An 18,991-nucleotide genomic window follows, 5' to 3' on the forward strand; every position below is an offset into this window, starting at 1 on the left:
TTACTTGGCGCTGTCGAGCGTGGACATGACCTTGTCGGTGATGTCCACCCGGGGATTGATGTAGTAGGCCTCGGAAACGATCAAGTCGTATTTGTCGGCTTCGGCAATCTGGCGAACGATGCGGTTGAGCTTCTCGATGACCTGTTGCAAGGCTTCATTGCGACGCAGGTTGAGTTCTTCCTGGAAATCGCGCTGACGACGCTGCAGGTCACGCTCCTGTTCGGAAAGCTGACGCTGGCGGGCGGTGCGCTGGCCTTCGGCCATCGTCGGGCCGTCTTTCTCGAATTTCTCGAGGGCCGCACGGAACGTGTCGGCCGAGCCTCGAAGCTCACGCTCTCGCTTGGAGAACTCCTGCTCGAGCTTGGCAGACACTGCCTTGGCCGTACTGGATTCGCGCAGGATCTTCTCGACATTGACTGCGCCGATCTTGGTATCTTGTGCAATCGCCGGCGAGGTGATCAACGCCGCGCCGAGCACCAGCGAAAGCAGCGTGTTTCTGGCTAGCATGAAAGTCTTCATCAAAAGGAGGTTCCGATCTGAAACTGGAATTTCTGGATTCTATCGCCTGGGAATTTGCGAATGGGGTTGGCAAAGGCGAAGCGAAGCGGGCCGATCGGCGAGATCCAGCTCACGCCGATACCCACGGAAGCACGCATGTCTTTGGCATTCGGGCGACTGTCGTTCTCTCCAAGAACGTTACCGACATCGACAAAGCCGAACATGCGCAAGGTCCGGTCATTGCCGGCCCCGGGGAACGGGGTGATGAACTCAGCGTTCAGCGCCACACTTCGGTTGCCGCCGATATTGACCTGTTGACCGGCCGAAATGCCTGAAAGGATCGGCGAGGTCGGGCCCAGGGTACCCTGGTCGAAACCGCGAACCGAGCCCAGGCCACCACCGTAGAAGTTCTTGAACAGCGGGTATGGGCGTCCGCCCAGGCCCTTGCCGTAGCCCAGCTCGGCATTCAGTGCGAGCGTGTACTGCTTGCTCAGGGCAAAGTACTGCTGCACTTGGTAATTTGCCTTCACATACCGAGTGTCACCGGCCACGCCCAACTCGGTGTTGACCTTCTGCAGACGGCCTTCGGTGGGCACCAGCGCGCTGTCACGCCCATCTCGCGACCAGCCGATCGTGAGAGGAAGTGATGTGCTGCTGTCGCCAAAAGTGTTCGAGTAGGTCTGGTAAGCCTGAGGCAAGCCAGTGCCGGGTTCGATGCGCGTCTGCTCCACGCCGATGCCGAAAAACACCGTGTCCTGTTCACTGAACGGGACGCCGAACTTCACACTCACGCCGGGAGTGACCAGACGGTAGTCACCGCCCTGCTGCGTGTACGGCGTCGTGGTCTTGTAGTAAGCGTCAAAGGCTCGGGATATACCGTCCGTCGTGAAGTAAGGGTCTACCGTGCTGACCACGATCTGGCGATTGAAACGGCTGGTGTTGACATCAATACCCAGGTAGTTGCCAGAGCCAAAAACGTTTTCCTGCCGGATGCCTGCGATCAACGAGATCTGCTCGGCTTGTGAGTAACCCGCGCCCAGCGAGATGTTGCCGGTGGGTTTCTCAGCCACGGTGATGGTCAGGTCCACCTGGTCGGGCGTACCCGGCACAGGCTGGGTGTCGATGCCGACCTCCGTGAAAAAGCCAAGGCGATCCACCCGATCGCGGGAGATGCGGATTCGGTCGCTGTCGTACCACGCAGATTCGAACTGCCTGAACTCGCGCCGCACGACTTCGTCGCGCGTGCGGTTGTTGCCTTCGACGTTGATGCGGCGCACATACACACGCCGTGCAGGCTGGGCGCGCAGCACGAATGCCACCTGCTTGTTCACGCGGTCGATGTCGGGGGTGGCCTCGACCTGGGCGAAGGCGTAGCCGAAGGTACCAAAATAATCGGTGAAGGCCTTGACCGTCGCCGACACATCCTCGGCGTTGTAGGCTTCACCCGCACGCAACGTCACCAGGGACTTGAACTCTTCCTGCTTTCCCAGGTACTCGCCTTCGAGCGCCACCGACTTCACCACGTAACGATCACCTTCGGTGATGTTGAGGGTGATGGACATGTCCTGCTTGTCCGGTGAGATCGCGACCTGGGTCGACTCGATGCGGAATTCCAGGTAGCCGCGCGTGAGGTAGTACGAACGCAGGGTCTCGATATCGGCGTTGAGCTTGGCGCGCGAATAGCGATCGGACTTGGTGTACCAGCTCAGCCAACTGCCCGTATCCAGGTCGAAAAGTCCACGCAGCGTCGACTCCGAGAACGCCTTGTTGCCAACGATGCGGATCTCGCGGATCTTGGCGACCTCGCCCTCCACCACGCTGAAGTTCAGGTTGACCCGGTTGCGCTCGCCAGGCGTCACGGTAGTGACCACCTGGGCCGCGTACATGCTCCGGTTGATGTACTGGCGCTTGAGCTCCTGCTCCGCTCGATCGGCCAGCGCCTTGTCGAACGGACGGCCTTCGGCCAGACCGATGTCGCGCAGTGCTTTCTTCAATACCTCGGCATCGAACTCCTTGATGCCGGAAAAGCCCACATCGGCCACGGTGGGCCGCTCTTCCACAATGACCACCAGCACGTCACCATTCACTTGCAGGCGAACGTCGCTGAACAGGCCCAGCCCGAACAGCGCGCGGATGGCGGTGGAGCCCTTGTCGTCGTTGTACAGGTCGCCAATGCGAAATGGCAGCGAGGCAAACACGGTGCCCGGCTCCACACGTTGCAGGCCTTCGACACGAATGTCGCGCAAGGTGAAGGGATCGACGGCCCAGGCAGGCAGGGCCGAAAGCAGGGATGCCGCGAGCGCTGAGAGCGTCAGGCCGCGAAGACCTGAGAGTTTTGTTTTCATGGAAAGGAAGCGTTCAGCCCGCCAGGCGGACCACATCATTGAACAAGGCGACGGACATGAGGGCCATGAGAACCACGACCCCCCCGCGCTGCAGGCGTTCCATCCACACTTCGGAGACGCTGCGACCGGTCACACCCTCCCAAAGATAATACATCAGGTGCCCCCCATCCAAGACCGGTAGCGGCAGCAGATTCAGCACGCCCAGGCTCACACTGATCAGCGCAAGAAACAGAAGGTAAGAGGTGACACCCAGGCTGGCAGATTTGCCCGCGTAGTCCGCAATGGTGAGCGGCCCGCTGAGGTTCTTCACCGAAGCCTCACCGATGATCATTCGCCCCATCATCTTCAGCGTGAGCCAGGAAACCTCCCAGGTTTTCACCACCCCCTGAATCAGGCTGTCCACGAGACCGTGGCTCACCGTCACCATCTCGGGTGGCGCCCCGATGTAGGCTCCCACACGACCGATCCAGGCACCGTCCTGCTGCTCAGGCACGGGCTTGACCAGCAGATTCAGCGCCTGTCCACCCCGCTCCACCGCCCAACGCTGCTCCTTCGGTTGCCCCTCGGGACCCACGCCGGCACGGATCATCGCGCGCAGACTCTGGCCATCGGGAACCGGCGAATCGTCGACCCGGCGCACCACATCACCCGTCAGCAGACCTGCTGCTGCGGCCGCGCCGCCTTCCATCACCTCGCCCACCACGGGCGCACTCCAGGGCGCGGTGATGCCGATGCGCTGGAACAGCGAGGCATCTGCCTCGCTGACGTCCAGTTCGCTCAAGGGCAAAACCACCGGGCGGGCGCCAGCACCTTCTCGCGGACTCACCCACAGCGTCACGTCTTCACTGGACAGTGCGGCCTGGGTGAGGCGCCAGCGGAGATCTTCGAAGGAGCCGACCTCGGTGGGCTGGTCGTCTGTGGCAGCGATCTGCACCACCCAGTCGCCACCCTTGATACCCGCACGTTCGGCCAGCGAACCGGCCACCGGGGCAGACAGCATCGGCTTGGGTTCTTCCACCCCCGTCCAGTTGACCAACGCGTACAGAAGGACCGCCAGCAACAGGTTCGCGGCCGGGCCAGCCGCGACAATGGCGACACGCGAGCGCAGTGGCTGAGTGTTGAAAGCCAGATGCCGCTCAGACGCCTCCACAGGCGCCTCTCGTTCGTCGAGCATGCGCACATACCCGCCCAGAGGCAGCGCGCAGACCACAAACTCGGTGGCACTGTCCTTCTTGCGCCAGCTCAGCAAAGGCTTGCCGAAGCCGATCGAGAAACGCAGCACCTTGACGCCACAGGCCACGGCCACGCGGTAGTGACCGTATTCATGCACCGCGATCAAGAGACCCAGTGCCACAACGAAAGCAACAATTGTGAGCATGGAGGGAGTGTGGTTGAAGGTATATGGGCTGCTGTCAGCCGCAGGCGGTCAGGCGGCCAGCCGTTCGACCTGGGCCTGAGCCACGCTGCGCGCTTCGGCGTCGATGGCCAGCAAGTCCGCCAGTTGCTGCGGCTTGGAGGGCACCAGTCCCTGCAAAGTTGCATCGTTGACGACGTGAATCTGATCAAAGCGCAGGCGTTGCTCGAGAAACGCGCCCACGGCCACCTCGTTGGCAGCGTTGAGCACGGCGGTGGTACCGGTGGGACCATCCAGCGCCTGCCAGGCCAGGCGCAATCCAGGAAACCGCTGGTCGTCGGGCTTTTCAAAACTGAGTGCGCCCAGCGAGGCGAAATCCAGCGCGGCGGCACCGGACTCGATGCGTTCGGGCCAGGACAGGCCATAGGCGATGGGACCGCGCATATCAGGCGTGCCCAGTTGCGCCACCACCGACCGGTCGTGGTACTGCACCATCGAATGGATCACGCTTTGTGGATGAATCACCACCTCGATCCTCGAGCCCGGCAACCCGAACAGATAACTGGCCTCAATCACTTCCAGGGCCTTGTTCATCATGGTGGCCGAGTCGACGGAGATCTTGCGGCCCATCACCCAGTTCGGGTGGGCGCAGGCCTCTTGCGGCGTTACATCGACGAGGGTCTGTGGATCGCGGGTGCGGAACGGGCCGCCGGACGCGGTGAGCACGATCTTTTCCACGCGGCGTGACCAGGTGCCCGGGTCCTCGGGCAACGACTGGAAAACGGCGGAATGCTCGCTGTCGATCGGCAACAGCGTCGCCCCGCCCTCCCTCACCGCCTGCATGAAGAGATCGCCACCCACCACCAGGGCTTCCTTGTTGGCCAGCAGCACCTTCTTGCCCGCCCGGGCGGCGGCCAGACTGGGCGCCAGCCCGGCAGCGCCGACGATGGCGGCCATCACGGCATCCACCGCAGGGTCGGTGGAGACGTCGCACAGCGACTGAGAGCCGGAAAGCACCTGCACCGGCAGGCCCTCCTCGCGCACCCGGTTTGCAAGCTGTTGCGCGTGCACAGGGCTTGCCATCACGGCGTAGCGCGGAGCAAAGCGCCTGCATTGCGCCAGCAGGGCATCGACCTGCGTGGCCGCCGTGAGCGCGAATACCGAATAGCGTTCGGGGTGCCGTGCCATCACGTCGAGCGTGCTGGTGCCGATGGAGCCCGTCGAGCCCAGGATGGTGACGGCTTGCGGACGTGTCATGGCGTCAGATTGTGATGAGCATCATGGTCAGCGGCAACACGGGCAAAAGTGCGTCGACCCGGTCTAGCACCCCGCCGTGCCCAGGCAGCAAGGCACTGGAGTCCTTGACGCCGGCACTGCGCTTGACCAACGACTCCACCAGGTCCCCCACCACGCTCATGGCACACAGGAACACCAGCGAAAGCACCGCCAGCGCCGGGCCCAGTGCCCAGAGCCTGGCGTAGAGACTGTCGCCCTGCCCGTCGGCCCAAAGCCATGCTGCGGCGAGCAGCAGCACACCCACCAGTCCACTGATCGCGCCCTCCCAGCTCTTGCCTGGGCTGATGGTCGGTGCCAGCTTGCGCCGCCCGAGCGCCTTGCCGCCAAAGTAGGCTGCGATATCGGCCATCCAGACCAGCAACAGCACCGACAGCAGAAAGCCCAGGCCCACCACGCGCGCCTGCACCAGAGCCAACCATGCGCAGGCAATCAGGACCAGCCCACCCCAAAGGCGCAGGCTGGCAGGCCAGGTGCTCCAGCCAGCGACCCCACGACCCAGCATGGCCACCGCCAGCAGCACCCAGAGGGCACCCACGGCGAGCCAGAGGGGACGCAGGGCCGTCGTGAGCCCACCAGCAAACCAGACCAACGCCATCAAGAAACCCATCCCCAGACCGACCGCGAGGGCCAATCTTGGGCCGCATCCGTTCAGACGGGCCCACTCCCAACTGGCCGCACCGATCAGCAGCAAGGTCAGCGCCGCAAACGGTTCGATCGAGGGGTAAAACAAGGCAGGGAGAAGAACGGCCAGCAGCAGGAGCGCCGTGATGACACGCTGCTTAAGCATGTTGCTGGCCCGCAGCCACTGCCATGGGCTCGACCTCGGCCCGCTGCTCAGCGGTTTGCCCGAAACGGCGCTCGCGGTTGGCAAATTCGGCCATCGCACGGTCCAGTTCGGCCGCGTCGAAATCGGGCCACAGGCACTCGGTGAACACCAGTTCGGTGTAAGCCGACTGCCACAGCAGGAAATTGCTGATGCGCAACTCGCCACCGGTGCGGATCAGCAAATCCGGATCACCCACGTGCGCCAGCGCCATGGCGCTGGACAGATTGTCTTCCGTGATCTCTCGTCCCTGCTGCACCAGACGTTGTGCGGCCTGGGTCACGTCCCAGCGGCCACCGTAGTTGAAGCACACATTGAGCACCAGCGTGCGGTTGTGAGCGGTATCGCGCTCTGCTGCCTCCAGGCCTTGAACCACGCGCGACGAGAGGGCTGAACGATCGCCTGGGAAATGCAGCCGCACGCCGTTCTCGCTCAAGCGCGGCACTTCGCGCGAGAGCGCCATGACGAGCAGATCCATGAGGCCGGACACCTCTTCCACCGGGCGATTCCAGTTCTCGGACGAGAACGCAAACACCGAGAGTACCGGCACTCCGCGCTCGATACAGGCTTCGACCACCCGCCGAAGCGCCTCGACGCCCTGCTTGTGGCCGGCCACACGCGGCAGCCATCGCTTCTGAGCCCAGCGGCCATTGCCATCCATCACGATGGCGATGTGCCCGGGCAGCGCCGCAGGTGTACGGGTCTGGGAGGCGGAGGTGTTGGACATCGGGCGCATGGAGGTCGGTAACGAGGCGAAGCTTCAGACCGCCATGATGTCCTGTTCCTTGGAAGCGACGAGGCGATCGACCTCCGCAATCATGCGGTCGGTGAGCTTCTGAATGTCTTCCTGGGAACGGCGATCGTCGTCCTCGGAGGCCAGCTTGTCTTTCACGAGACGCTTCACGGCCTCGTTGGCATCGCGACGCAGATTGCGGATCGCGATCTTGGCGGCCTCGCCATCCCCCCGCACCACCTTGGTGAGTTCCTTGCGGCGTTCTTCGGTCATGGGCGGCATCGGCACACGGATCAGATCACCCTGACTGGAGGGATTCAGCCCCAGGTCCGATTCACGGATGGCCTTTTCGATCTTGGCGCCCATGCCCTTTTCCCAGGGCGCCACACCGATGGTGCGTGCATCCAGGAGCGTCAGATTGGCGACCTGCGACAGCGGCAGCATGGAACCGTAGTACTCGACATGGACCGTATCGAGCAATGCCGGATTGGGACGGCCGGTGCGCACTTTCGACAGGCCGTTCTTCAGCGCTTCCACCGACTGGAGCATCTTGTGCTCAGCGGTCTTGCGGATCTCGTCGGTGCTCATGAATACTCCTCGATGCAGCGAAAAAGAAAGAGAGAAAAGGTCATCAGACGTGAACCAGTGTCCCCTCGTCACCGCCCAGCACCACTTTGCGCAGCGCGCCGGGCTTGAAGATCGAGAACACCTTGACGGGCAGTTTCTGGTCGCGGCACAGCGCGAACGCTGTCGCATCCATGACCTGCAGGTTCTTGCTCATGGCTTCATCAAACGAAATGGTGGTGTAGCGCGTGGCGCTCGGGTCCTTGTTGGGGTCGGCAGAGTAGACGCCATCCACCTTGGTGGCCTTGAGAACGATCTCGGCACCGATCTCGGCACCGCGCAGAGCGGCGGCGGTATCCGTGGTGAAGAACGGATTGCCGGTGCCGGCAGCAAACACCACCACCTTGCCCTCTTCCAGGTACTGCAACGCCTTGGGCCGCACGTAGGGTTCGACCACCTGCTCGATCGCGATGGCCGACATTACGCGCGCCACCAGCCCCGCCTTGTCCATGGTGTCGGCCAGGGCCAGCGAATTCATCACCGTGGCCAGCATGCCCATGTAATCGGCTGTCGCCCGATCCATGCCCACCGAGCCACCCGCCACACCGCGAAAAATGTTGCCGCCGCCGATGACGATGGCCACCTGCACACCCAGGCGGGTGACATCGGCAATTTCCTCCACCATGCGAACGATGGTGGCCCGGTTGATGCCGAAAGCGTCGTCGCCCATCAGGGCCTCTCCCGACAGTTTCAGCAGAATCCGTTTGTAGGCTGGCATGCGGCAACTTTCAGAAATCGATAGACAAAGACTCAACCGGCAAGTGTAGCGAGGACCCTGGCTCCTCCCGCTGCCTCAGGGTATAAAAAAGACCCATACGGCACAACGGGCCTTGCGGCCCGTTGTCAGAATTGCTCCGATCGAATCAGGCGCCCTTGGCGGCCGCCACCTGGGCCGCCACCTCGGCGGCAAAGTCGTCGACCTTCTTCTCGATGCCTTCGCCCACCACGTACAGCGTGAACGCCTTGACGGTGGTACCGGTGGCCTTGAGCATCTGCTCGACGGTCTGCTTGTCGTTCTTCACGAAGGGCTGGTTGAACAGCGAAACCTCCTTGAGGTACTTCTGCACCGAACCTTCGATCATCTTGGCAGCGATGTCAGCCGGCTTGCCGGACTCGGCGGCCTTGGCCGTGGCCACCGAGCGCTCTTTCTCGATCAGATCGGCGGGAACGTCGGCGCTCGTCAGCGCAACCGGCTTCATGGCAGCGATGTGCATGGCCGTGTCCTTGGCCGGGGTTTCCTGGCCATCGAACTCCACCAGCACGCCGATGCGCGTGCCGTGCAGGTAGCCGGTCACGTTGCCACCACCGCTGTAGCGCTTGAAACGGCGGAAGCTCATGTTCTCGCCGATCTTGCCGATCAGGCCCTTGCGCACGTCTTCCAGGGTGGGACCGAACCCGTCCTGGCTGTACGCCAGCGCGCCCAGGGCTTCCACATTGGCTGGGTTGTTCTGGGCCACCAGCTTGGCAGCCGCGTTGGCCAGCGACAGGAAGCTGTCGTTCTTCGTGACGAAGTCGGTTTCGCAATTGACTTCGATCAGTGCGCCGGTGGCGCCCTCGATGAAGCTGGCCACCACGCCTTCGGCGGTGACGCGGCTGGCGGCCTTGCCGGCCTTGGTGCCCAGCTTGACGCGCAGCAGCTCTTCGGCCTTGGCCATGTCGCCATCGGCCTCGGTCAGCGCCTTCTTGCATTCCATCATGGGCGCGTCGGTCTTGGCGCGCAGTTCGGCGACCATGCTTGCGGTAATTGCCATTCTTGTTTCTCCTTGCGCCGCGCATCCCGAAGGGGCGCGGACGGGTCAATGATTCAATTGTCTTGTGAAAAAGGGGCTACTCGAGCCCCTCTTTCATGGGGGAGGCAAGCTCAGGCGGAAGCGTCTTCCTTGACTTCCACGAACTCGTCGGAACCTTCAGCGGCGACAGCCTTGACAACGTCGTTCACCGCGTTGCTGCGGCCTTCGAGGATCGCGTCGGCGATGCCACGGGCGTAGAGTGCGACGGCACGGGCCGAGTCGTCGTTGCCGGGGATGACGTAGTCAATGCCCACGGGCGAGTGGTTGGTGTCGACCACGCCCACCAGAGGAATGCCCAGTTTCTGGGCTTCGAGCACAGCGATCTTGTGGAAGCCCACGTCGATGATGAAGATGGCATCGGGCAACGCGTTCATGTCTTGGATGCCGCCGATGTCCTTCTCGAGCTTCTCCATCTCGCGGGCAAACATCAGTTGCTCCTTCTTGGTCATGCTTTCCAGGCCAGCTTCCTTCTGGGCCTGCATGTCCTTGAGGCGCTTGATGGAGGTCTTGACCGTCTTGAAGTTGGTCAGCATGCCGCCGAGCCAGCGCTGGTCGACGAAAGGCACGCCGGCGCGACGGGCTTCCTGGGCCACGATGTCGCGCGACTGGCGCTTGGTGCCCACCATCAGGATGGTGCCGCGGTTGGCAGAGAGCTGGCGCACGAACTTGGCGGCCTCTTCAAACAGGGGCAGCGTCTTTTCGAGGTTGACGATGTGGATCTTGTTGCGATGGCCGAAGATGTACGGCGCCATCTTGGGGTTCCAGAAGCGGGTCTGGTGACCAAAATGGACACCGGCTTCCAGCATTTCGCGCATGGAGATGGACATGGGATAACTTTCCAGAGGTTGAGTCTAAAATCCAGCCCCGATTGCCAGCATCGTTGAACCTTTGACGGTTCATGCGCGGCGAGCAACACCCGGTTGGGCTGGTTTGCGATTACGCTTCATCCAAAGTGCCATGAACACCATGTTCATGCCGCCTTTGGCAAAGCCTGTCGATTATAGCAGCCTACCCGGACTTCACGCTCCTTTGCGCCCCGCACCATGCCCATCGTCCCGCACCGCACCGATTCCCACCTCAGCGCAGAACCCGCGCCCGACCCCCTTCCCGTTTCATCCGAATTTTCGACGCCGGTTGCCGCACGAGGCCAGCCTTGAGGCTCGCCGTGGTGGGCGCGGGTGTGGCGGGCACCACCACCGCCTACGAACTTGCGCTCGATGGACACGAGGTGACGGTGTTCGAACGCCGGAGCACCATCGCCGAAGAAGCCAGCTTCGCCACCGGTGCGCTCGTCGCTCCGGGCTGGACATCCGACTGGACCGGTTCCCAGCGGCAAGTGCGCATGCCCTGGTCCGCCCGGGGAGTCGATGGGTTGAGGCTGGCGCGACTGCCGGCATGGGGTGAATGGTCCTGGCTCTGGCAATGGTCCCAGGCTGGCAAGAGTGGTCGGCCGGCGCAACGCCATCGACACCTCCATCAGTTGCTGCGTTACAGCCAGCAAAGGCAATCATCGATCACCAACGAACGCGAGCTCCATCACGATCGCAGTCAGGGCATGCTCGTGCTGTTGCGCAACGAGCGCGATGCGGAAGCTGCACAGTCGGCGCTGGCGCTGATGCGCGAAAGTGGCGTCGCATTCAAGGTGCTGGGTGTCGAGCAGGCCCGAGCGCTCGAACCCGCCCTGAGTGGGGAAACGCCTTTGCACGGCGCGGTCGAACTTGGTGGAGAAGGCGTTGCCAACTGCCGCGAATTCGCGCTCCTGCTGCGAGCCGAAGCCCAGTCCATGGGTTGCCGATTCGAATTCGACACTCGGGTGGACGCGCTCGCCCCGCGCCCCGAAGGCCAGGTGGATGTCTCCGTTCGATCGTTTCTGGCTGGAAGAGAAGAAGCCTCCCGTTCCGAGAGGTTCGATGGAGTGATCGTGTGCGCCGGCGCCTACAGCACAGATCTGCTGAACCCCCTTGGGCTTCGCCTGCCCCTGAGAATGGTGCACGGCCACTCCCTGAGCGCAGCGGTTCGCGAGCCACTGGACGCGCCACTGTCGGCCGTGCTCGACGCCCGCAGCGGGATCTCAATTGCGCGCCTCGGGCAGCGCGTGCGAGTGGCAGGCGGACAAGAGTTCGGTGCTACAGCAGGCGAACCGTCCAAAGCCTCATTAGCCCGCCTCTACCAGGTTCTGGCCGACTGGTTTCCGGGCTCAGTGCGACTGGGCGGCCCCCGCGGCAGCATCCAGGAATGGCAGGGCGTTCAGGCCAGCCTGCCAGATGGCCTCGCCCTGATCGGGCCGACCCGAGTGCCCGGCCTGTGGCTCAACCTGGGGCATGGTGCCAGCGGCTGGTCTACAGCCTGTGGCAGCGCCCGCGCCCTGGCGGATCGTCTGCTACGCCGTGAGCCGGATGTGGATCTGGTCGGTTTTTCCCCCCAGCGCTTCGGGCTTTGAGGCGCAGGTGCCTGGAGCAAACGTGATGAAATGTCCGCAGCTTCATCCAGGCATCTCGTGACAACCCATTCGCCCTCACAGGAACCCATCTCCGGACCTGGCGGCCCACGGCCGATCGGTACGGCGCGGCGCGAGGCGCTCTACAGCGTCGAGTCCACGCGCGGCTTCGAGCGCGATGCCTTGGCGCAATTGCCCGACCATACCCTGATGTCGCGAGCAGGACTTTCCGTGGCGAGACTTGCACGTGCGCTGAAACCGCACGCCCGCGTCATCTGGGTGGCATGCGGGCCCGGCAACAACGGGGGTGACGGCCTGGTGGCCGCCACGCACCTGCACCAATGGGCACAGGCACGCGGCGGCTCGGCAAAGGTCGTGGTAACGCACTGGACCGGTGATACTGCCAATGGCAGCCGCTTGCCTGCCGACGCCCGCCTCGCGTTGGAGGCCGCGCGCCAGGCCGGCGTGGCGTTCGCCGAACAGGCACCGGAAAGCTTCGACCTGGCCATCGACGCCCTGCTTGGCATCGGTGCCACACGGCCTGCGCAAGGGCGGCTGGGCGAATGGCTTTCCATCCTTCGTTCGACGTCGAATACCGTGCTGTGCGTGGATTTGCCCAGCGGACTGGACGCCGACACCGGTGCGTTGGCGACCTCTGCCGACACACCGTTACCCCCGCCGGGCGCACCAAGGCACACACTCTCCCTACTCACCCTCAAGCCCGGCCTTTTCACCGCCCAAGGCCGGGATGCGGCCGGTCGGGTCTGGCTGGACGACCTGGGCGTGGCGCCTGCGGCCAAAACATCCGTTGCGGCCTGGCTCGCAGGTCAGGCAGATCCGGTACTTGAAAAGGCCGTCAGGGCACACGCCAGCCACAAAGGCAGCTTCGGTGACGTGCTGGTGCTGGGTGGACAGGGCATCTGCGTGGACGGTGCGGGCATGACGGGCGCCGCCTTGCTTGCCGCGCGCGCCGCTCTGCATGCCGGGGCGGGAAGGGTCTTCGTGGGGCTTCTGCATTCGCAGGGCGCGGGCGAACTGACCTGGGATCCGGTCAGTCCCGAATTGATGTTCCGCCGGCCAGAGCGGCTGCTGGAGCGTTCCATCCTGCGGCAGGGCAGTGTCGTCTGTGGATGTGGTGGCGGCGGCAGCGTGGCGGCCGTGCTGCCACAGGTACTTTCAGTGGCCACACGCCTCGTGCTCGACGCCGACGCGCTCAACGCGATCGCTGCCGATACCAGCCTGCAGGCCCTGCTGCGCCACCGCCAGGGACGCGGCTGGACGACCGTGCTCACCCCACACCCACTGGAGGCGGCCCGCCTGCTCGGCAGCGACACCGCAACTGTGATGGCCGACCGGCTAAAAGCTGCACGGACACTGGCCGACCGTTTCGGCGCGGTGTGCGTTCTCAAGGGCTCGGGCACGGTGCTGGCTGCTCCGGACGAGGTGCCCTGGATCAATCCCACAGGCAATGCGGCTCTGGCCACGGCGGGTACCGGCGATGTGCTGGCCGGCATGGTGGGCAGCACACTCGCTCGCCCCGGGAGCGCCGACGGATCAAGGGGCCTTCGACAAGTGGCCGCAGCGGTTTTCCAGCATGGCTGGCTGGCCGATCGCTGGTCTGGCGACTCAAGCCTGAGTGCCAGTGCCCTCGCAGCTAGGGTGCAACGCCTGGCCTGACGTCACTGTTCAGCCCAGAAGCATCAGCCCGACCTGCAGCAGGATGATGAGGACCAGCACCGAAAGGTCCACGCCACCGATCAAGGGCACCACACGCCGCACGGGTCGAAGAATGGGGCCGCAGAGGCGCTCCAGCGTACCCATCACTGGCGCGTGCGGCTGTACCCAGGACAGGATGGCGTAAACCAGCAGAAGCACCATGAGGCCTTGCAGCAAGGTGCGCACCAGCAGGCGAAACGCCATTTGCAGCACCGTTAACAGCGAGGCCTCCACTGAAAACGAGCGGTCCGACACCCCGGTCGCCAGCAACAGCCAGACAACCCCGTAGAGCAGCGCCAGCAGCAGCGCCGCGATGAGGCTGCCCCAGTCGACTCGGCTTTGCGCCAGGGAACGCGGAAGGATGCGTCGAACCGGGATGACCAGCCAGTCGGTCAGCGCGATCACAAAGCGACCGGGCTGTGCCGACATGTGAATGCGCAACTGGTTCATCCAGGCGCGCAGCAAGGCAGCTGCCACCAGAAAGAAAAACAGGGTTTCGAGCAGGAAGAAGACGATGCGCATGCGTTGACCTGATTCGACCAGACAGAAGCGGAGTTTAGGCCGGCGGCGGCGACTTAGTCACCCGACAGGCGCAACGGCGCCAGCGGCAACCGGGGGTCCGGCTCAAGTCCGTCCGCCAGGCGCTGCAGCGCGGCCGCCCTGGATGCTTCGAGGAAATCGAGCATGATGGGCGAACTGTCGGCCAGGGCGTCGCGGCCATGGTGGAACTCCGGGTGCCACTGCACACCACGCGCATACGAGTCGCCTGTCCAGCGGATGGCCTCCACCATGCCGTCCAGCGTGGAGACCGCCTCAACCACCATGCCCTTTCCGATCTCGGCCACAGCCTGGTGGTGGATGCTGGTCACGCGCAACTGCGAAGCATTCGGGTACAAGCGCGTGAGCGCCGTGCCCTGCAGAAACGTGACGTCGTGTTCATGCTGGTCGTACAGATCGGTTTCCACATGGGCATGCGCTGCCGGACACTGGGTCGCTATGTCCTGGTAGAGCGTGCCCCCAAAGGCGACGTTGAGCAACTGCGCACCCCGGCAAACGCCCAGCACCGGCTTTTTCTGCGCGACAAAAGTGCGCAGCAAGGCAAGCTCATACCGATCACGAACCACGTCACCCTGCCAACGGGGATCGATCGGCATCTGGCCATAGGTCTGGGGCGCCACATCGGCGCCCCCTTGCAGCACCAACGCATCCAACTCCTGAACCACATGCTCGACCTTGAGATGCCGCGCCGCGTGCTTGCTGTCGTGGGCCACGGCCGGCACCATGAACGCCACAGCCCCATGCTCCATGATCCAGTGCGCCAGCGACTGTTCGATGTACTGCAGGATCTTGTTGCGAAAGCCCAGCTCAGGAGGTACCGAGTGCAGCAAGCGGGCAGACACGCCGATGCGCAGTGGGCGTTCGGTGGGTACGACGTGCGGTTTGCGGCGGGTAGAGGTGGTTGCGCGATCGGGCATTCGGGCGACCTTGGCTTTCAGCGACGGCTCTTGCGCGATTTGCTGGCGGTACTGCGCGCAGCACCTCGATCCGTTTTCTTGCCCGCGGCTTTGCGCACCGCAGACTTCACCTCCAGCACCGGCGCAGAAGGAGCGGCCCCCTTGCGGCTGCCAGACCCGGCGTCCCGGCCCCTGCGCGACTTGTCGGAGCGACCCGAAGGCGCAGCGCCATCCCCTGGACCCGTCTGGCCAGTCTTGTCGCGCATGGCTCGCAACAGCAGTTCGTCATCGCCGCTGACCAGCCGAAAATCGATGCGCCTGCCATCCAGGTCCACGCGGCTCACCTGCACCTGAACACGGGTTCCCAGTGCGTAGCGAATGCCGGTTCGCTCGCCACGCAGTTCCTGGCGCGCTTCATCGAACCGGAAGTACTCGCCACCCAGCTCTGTGATGTGGACCAGTCCCTCGACGTACATCGCATCCAGCGTGACGAACAGACCGAAGCTGGTGACCGAACTCACCACGCCGCTGAACTCCTCACCGAGGTGCTCGCGCATGTACTTGCACTTGAGCCAGGCTTCCACGTCGCGACTGGCTTCATCGGCACGGCGCTCGTTGGCGCTGCAGTGCAGGCCAGCGGCCTGCCAGGCCAACGTGTCCAGCGAAGGCTTCTTCGACACCTCGCCCGCCGCAAGCGGTTTGGCGCGGCTGGCCAGGCGTTTGCTGAGTTTGGCGTGGGCCTCGCCTGGAGTGGGCAAGGCTGGCAACTCGTAGCGCTTGCGCGCCAGAATGGCTTTGATCACGCGGTGCACCAGCAGATCAGGGTAGCGGCGGATCGGGCTGGTGAAGTGCGTGTAAGCCTCGAAAGCCAGTCCGAAGTGGCCGCTGTTGATCGGCGTGTAGATCGCCTGCTGCATGGAGCGCAGCAGCATGGTGTGGATCTGCTGCGCCTCCGGCCGATCCTTGGTCGCGTTGGCGATCTGCTGGAAATCGGCTGGCTTGGGGTTGTCGCCAATGGTCTGCGACACGCCCATGGCCTTGAGGTAGTTGCGCAGGATCTCCTGCTTCTCAGGCGTGGGGCCCTCGTGCACGCGGTACAGACCGGTGTGCTTGCCCTCGCTGATGAAATCGGCCGAACACACATTGGCCGCGAGCATCGCTTCTTCAATCACCTTGTGCGCATCGTTGCGGGTGCGAGGAATGATCTTCTCGATGCGGCCAGACTCGTCGCACACGATCTGGGTCTCGGTGGTCTCGAAGTCCACGGCACCGCGCTCACCACGTGCCGCCAGCAAGGCGCGATAGACGTCGTGCAGGTTGAGCAGGTAGGGCACCAGGGCCTTGCGCTGCGCTGCCTCGGGGCCGCGGGTGTTCTGCAAGATGGCGGCCACCTCGGTGTAGGTGAAGCGTGCATGGCTGAACATCACCGCCGGGTAGAACTGATAGGCGTGCACCTCGCCCTTGGCGTTGATCAGCATGTCGCACACCATGCAGAGCCGCTCCACACCGGGGTTCAGCGAGCACAGGCCGTTGGACAGCTTCTCCGGCAGCATGGGGATGACGCGCCGGGGGAAATACACGGAGGTCGCGCGGTCGTACGCGTCCACGTCGATGGGCGATCCGGTCTCCACGTAGTGGCTCACGTCGGCGATCGCCACCAGCAGGCGCCAGCCTTTGCCCTTGCCCACCTTGGCGGGCTCGCAATACACCGCATCGTCGAAGTCGCGTGCGTCTTCTCCGTCGATGGTCACCAGAGGCACGTCGCGCAGGTCCACGCGGTGCTTGTGGTCGGCTGCACGCACGTGGTCCGGCAGCGCACGGGCCTGCGCCAGAGCAGCCTCCGAGAACTCATGCGGCACGCCGTACTTGCGCACAGCAATCTCGATCTCCATGCCGGGGTCGTCGATCTCACCCAGCACCTCTTTCACGCGCCCAACCGGCTGGCCGTACAGCGCTGGCGGCTCGGTGAGTTCGACCACCACCACCTGGCCAGGCTTGGCCGACCCCGTGGCCCCTTTGGGGATCAACACGTCCTGGCCATAGCGCTTGTCTTCGGGTGCGACCAGCCAGACGCCGCTCTCCTGGAGCAGACGCCCGATGATGGGTGAATCAGAGCGTTCAACGATCTCTGTCACACGGCCTTCGGGTCGACCTTTCCGGTCCAGTCGCACGATGCGCGCCTTGACGCGATCCTTGTGCAAAACCGCCCGCATTTCGTTGGACGGGAGATAGATATCGGCCTGGCCATCGTCGCGGATCACAAAACCATGTCCATCGCGATGACCGGAGACAACACCTTCGTATTCGGCCAACAGGCTGCTTTTTTCGTTCACTTTTACTCTGCTATAATTTCGGTTTTCCTGAGATGCCCAGGTGGCGGAATTGGTAGACGCACTAGTTTCAGGTACTAGCGCCGAGAGGCGTGGAGGTTCGAGTCCTCTCTTGGGCACCAATCATAAGGGCCAGCAAACGCAAGTTTGCTGGCCTTTTCCTTTTGTGACGTGCCGTCAAATCGGCACTGCCAACAGGTCATGGCCTTGCGCGGCCACGACACGTGCCTTGGTGAATTCACCGACCTTCAAGGTCTTGCTGATCTTCTCCGGCGGCAGCAGGCGCACAACGCCATCGATCTCCGGCGCATCTGCATAACTGCGGCCGACACCGCCCTTCTTGCCCATGCCGGGCGCCGAATCCACCAGCACCTGCATGGTCGCGCCCACGCGCTGCTGGAGCTTAGCGGCAGAGACAGCTTCGGCCACCGACATGAAGCGTGCACGACGCTCTTCACGCAGCGCATCGGGCACGGCATCCGGCAATTCATTCGCCGTCGCACCGGGCACGGGTGAGTACGCAAAACATCCCGCACGATCGATGCGAGCTTCGCGCAGGAAGTCCAGCAAGTGGTCGAACTCGGCTTCTGTTTCGCCAGGAAATCCAGCAATGAATGTGCTGCGCACCACGATCTCGGGACACAGCTCGCGCCATCGAGCGATGCGCTCCAGGTTCTTTTCACCACTGGCGGGTCGCTTCATGCGGCGCAACACATCGGGGTGACTGTGCTGCAAAGGCACATCCAGGTACGGCAGGCAAAGGCCTTCGGCCATGAGCGGAATGATGTCGTCCACGTGAGGGTATGGATAGACGTAGTGCAGGCGCACCCAGGCGCCGTAACCCTTTGCGATTTCGCCCAGTGAACGCACCAGATCCAACATGCGCGTCTTCACTGGTTTGCCATCCCAGAAGCCGGTGCGGTACTTCACATCGACACCATAAGCCGATGTGTCCTGGCTGACCACCAGCAATTCCTTCACCCCCGCTTCGAACAGCTTGCGTGCTTCTGTCAGCACGTCCCCGATCGGCCGGCTCACCAGATCGCCACGCATCGAAGGGATGATGCAGAAAGTGCAGCGGTGGTTGCAGCCTTCGCTGATCTTGAGGTACGCGTAATGGCGCGGCGTGAGCTTGATGCCCTGAGGAGGCACGAGGTCCACAAAGGGATCGTGCGGCTTGGGCAGGTGCTCGTGCACCGCACTCATCACCTCATGCGTGGCATGAGGGCCCGTCACCGCCAGCACGCTGGGGTGCATCTGCCGCACCAGATTGCCACCGCCCTCGCCTTCTCGCGCACCGAGGCAACCGGTGACGATGACCTTGCCATTCTCGGCCAGCGCCTCACCGATGGTGTCCAGGCTCTCGCGAACCGCATCGTCGATGAAGCCGCAGGTGTTGACGATCACCAGATCGGCACCGGCAAAGGTCTTGGAAGTTTGGTAACCCTCCGCGCTGAGTTGCGTGAGGATGAGTTCGGAATCGGTCAGCGCTTTGGGACAGCCCAGGCTGACGAAACCGACTTTGGGGACCGCAACAGGCGGCGAAGCAAGCGTTTCAGACATGGCCCGATTGTCTCAGACCCGCCCAAAA

16 protein-coding genes and 1 tRNA gene are annotated in these 18,991 nt (G+C 63.5%); 3 read left to right on the forward strand and 14 right to left on the reverse strand.

Annotated features, from left to right (window positions below):
• The 10 genes from ACTIF6_RS08085 to rpsB all read right to left on the reverse strand — a co-directional run bounded on the left by ACTIF6_RS08085 (position 1) and on the right by rpsB (position 10,290).
• Positions 1–507 carry an OmpH family outer membrane protein gene (locus tag ACTIF6_RS08085; RefSeq protein ID WP_439587450.1) on the reverse strand — a complete coding sequence of 169 codons (507 nt, stop codon included), beginning with the start codon at positions 505–507 and terminating at the stop codon, positions 1–3.
• An 11-nt stretch (positions 508–518) separates the two neighbouring features.
• Positions 519–2,843, reverse strand: a complete 2,325-nt coding sequence (gene bamA, locus ACTIF6_RS08090; RefSeq protein ID WP_439587451.1) for an outer membrane protein assembly factor BamA — start codon at positions 2,841–2,843, stop codon at positions 519–521.
• A 13-nt stretch (positions 2,844–2,856) separates the two neighbouring features.
• Positions 2,857–4,221: an RIP metalloprotease RseP gene (gene rseP / locus ACTIF6_RS08095; protein ID WP_439587452.1), complete on the reverse strand. Its 1,365-nt coding sequence runs from the start codon at positions 4,219–4,221 to the stop codon at positions 2,857–2,859.
• Between the two features lie 48 nt (positions 4,222–4,269).
• Complete coding sequence (gene ispC / locus ACTIF6_RS08100; RefSeq protein WP_439587453.1) at positions 4,270–5,454, reverse strand: 1-deoxy-D-xylulose-5-phosphate reductoisomerase; 1,185 nt, start codon at positions 5,452–5,454, stop codon at positions 4,270–4,272.
• 4 nt (positions 5,455–5,458) lie between these two features.
• Positions 5,459–6,280 (reverse strand): phosphatidate cytidylyltransferase, encoded by an 822-nt coding sequence (locus tag ACTIF6_RS08105; RefSeq protein WP_439587454.1) that lies wholly within the window; start codon positions 6,278–6,280, stop codon positions 5,459–5,461.
• On the reverse strand, positions 6,273–7,043 hold the full coding sequence (gene uppS, locus ACTIF6_RS08110; RefSeq protein WP_439587455.1) for a polyprenyl diphosphate synthase: 771 nt from the start codon (positions 7,041–7,043) through the stop codon (positions 6,273–6,275). The genes ACTIF6_RS08105 and uppS overlap by 8 nt, the downstream gene beginning before the upstream one ends.
• 33 nt (positions 7,044–7,076) lie before the next feature.
• Positions 7,077–7,637 carry a ribosome recycling factor gene (gene frr / locus ACTIF6_RS08115; RefSeq protein ID WP_439587456.1) on the reverse strand — a complete coding sequence of 187 codons (561 nt, stop codon included), beginning with the start codon at positions 7,635–7,637 and terminating at the stop codon, positions 7,077–7,079.
• Between the two features lie 43 nt (positions 7,638–7,680).
• Positions 7,681–8,391 carry a UMP kinase gene (gene pyrH, locus ACTIF6_RS08120; protein WP_439587457.1) on the reverse strand — a complete coding sequence of 237 codons (711 nt, stop codon included), beginning with the start codon at positions 8,389–8,391 and terminating at the stop codon, positions 7,681–7,683.
• A 145-nt stretch (positions 8,392–8,536) separates the two neighbouring features.
• Positions 8,537–9,424 carry a translation elongation factor Ts gene (gene tsf / locus ACTIF6_RS08125; protein WP_439587458.1) on the reverse strand — a complete coding sequence of 296 codons (888 nt, stop codon included), beginning with the start codon at positions 9,422–9,424 and terminating at the stop codon, positions 8,537–8,539.
• 110 nt (positions 9,425–9,534) lie between these two features.
• Positions 9,535–10,290, reverse strand: coding sequence for a 30S ribosomal protein S2 (gene rpsB, locus ACTIF6_RS08130; protein ID WP_439587459.1), 756 nt, complete (start codon positions 10,288–10,290; stop codon positions 9,535–9,537).
• Between the two features lie 326 nt (positions 10,291–10,616).
• Here rpsB and ACTIF6_RS08135 point away from each other — a divergent pair, with 326 nt between their 5' ends.
• Both ACTIF6_RS08135 and ACTIF6_RS08140 read left to right on the forward strand, forming a co-directional pair.
• Positions 10,617–11,903 carry an FAD-dependent oxidoreductase gene (locus ACTIF6_RS08135; RefSeq protein ID WP_439587460.1) on the forward strand — a complete coding sequence of 429 codons (1,287 nt, stop codon included), beginning with the start codon at positions 10,617–10,619 and terminating at the stop codon, positions 11,901–11,903.
• 30 nt (positions 11,904–11,933) lie between these two features.
• Entirely contained in the window at positions 11,934–13,577 is a 1,644-nt protein-coding gene (locus tag ACTIF6_RS08140) for an NAD(P)H-hydrate dehydratase (RefSeq protein ID WP_439587461.1), read from the forward strand.
• Between the two features lie 9 nt (positions 13,578–13,586).
• Here the strand turns inward: ACTIF6_RS08140 and ACTIF6_RS08145 are convergent, their stop codons facing one another.
• Genes ACTIF6_RS08145 through rnr form a run of 3 tightly spaced genes read right to left on the reverse strand, consistent with a single transcriptional unit; the run spans position 13,587 to position 17,403 of the window.
• On the reverse strand, positions 13,587–14,138 hold the full coding sequence (locus tag ACTIF6_RS08145; RefSeq protein WP_439587462.1) for a YggT family protein: 552 nt from the start codon (positions 14,136–14,138) through the stop codon (positions 13,587–13,589).
• A gap of 53 nt (positions 14,139–14,191) precedes the next feature.
• Positions 14,192–15,091: a gamma-glutamyl-gamma-aminobutyrate hydrolase family protein gene (locus ACTIF6_RS08150; protein WP_439587463.1), complete on the reverse strand. Its 900-nt coding sequence runs from the start codon at positions 15,089–15,091 to the stop codon at positions 14,192–14,194.
• 17 nt (positions 15,092–15,108) lie between these two features.
• Positions 15,109–17,403 carry a ribonuclease R gene (rnr, locus tag ACTIF6_RS08155; protein ID WP_439587464.1) on the reverse strand — a complete coding sequence of 765 codons (2,295 nt, stop codon included), beginning with the start codon at positions 17,401–17,403 and terminating at the stop codon, positions 15,109–15,111.
• A 34-nt stretch (positions 17,404–17,437) separates the two neighbouring features.
• Between rnr and ACTIF6_RS08160 the strand changes: the two genes are divergently transcribed.
• Positions 17,438–17,522: transfer RNA gene (locus ACTIF6_RS08160), tRNA-Leu, on the forward strand.
• A 55-nt stretch (positions 17,523–17,577) separates the two neighbouring features.
• On the opposite strand, the gene rimO is transcribed toward ACTIF6_RS08160, so the two are convergent.
• Positions 17,578–18,963, reverse strand: coding sequence for a 30S ribosomal protein S12 methylthiotransferase RimO (gene rimO, locus ACTIF6_RS08165; RefSeq protein WP_439587465.1), 1,386 nt, complete (start codon positions 18,961–18,963; stop codon positions 17,578–17,580).
• Between the last annotated feature and the right edge of the window lie 28 nt (positions 18,964–18,991).

It is taken from the genome of Hydrogenophaga sp., assembly GCF_051860785.1.
Taxonomy (GTDB): Bacteria; Pseudomonadota; Gammaproteobacteria; order Burkholderiales; family Burkholderiaceae_C; genus Hydrogenophaga.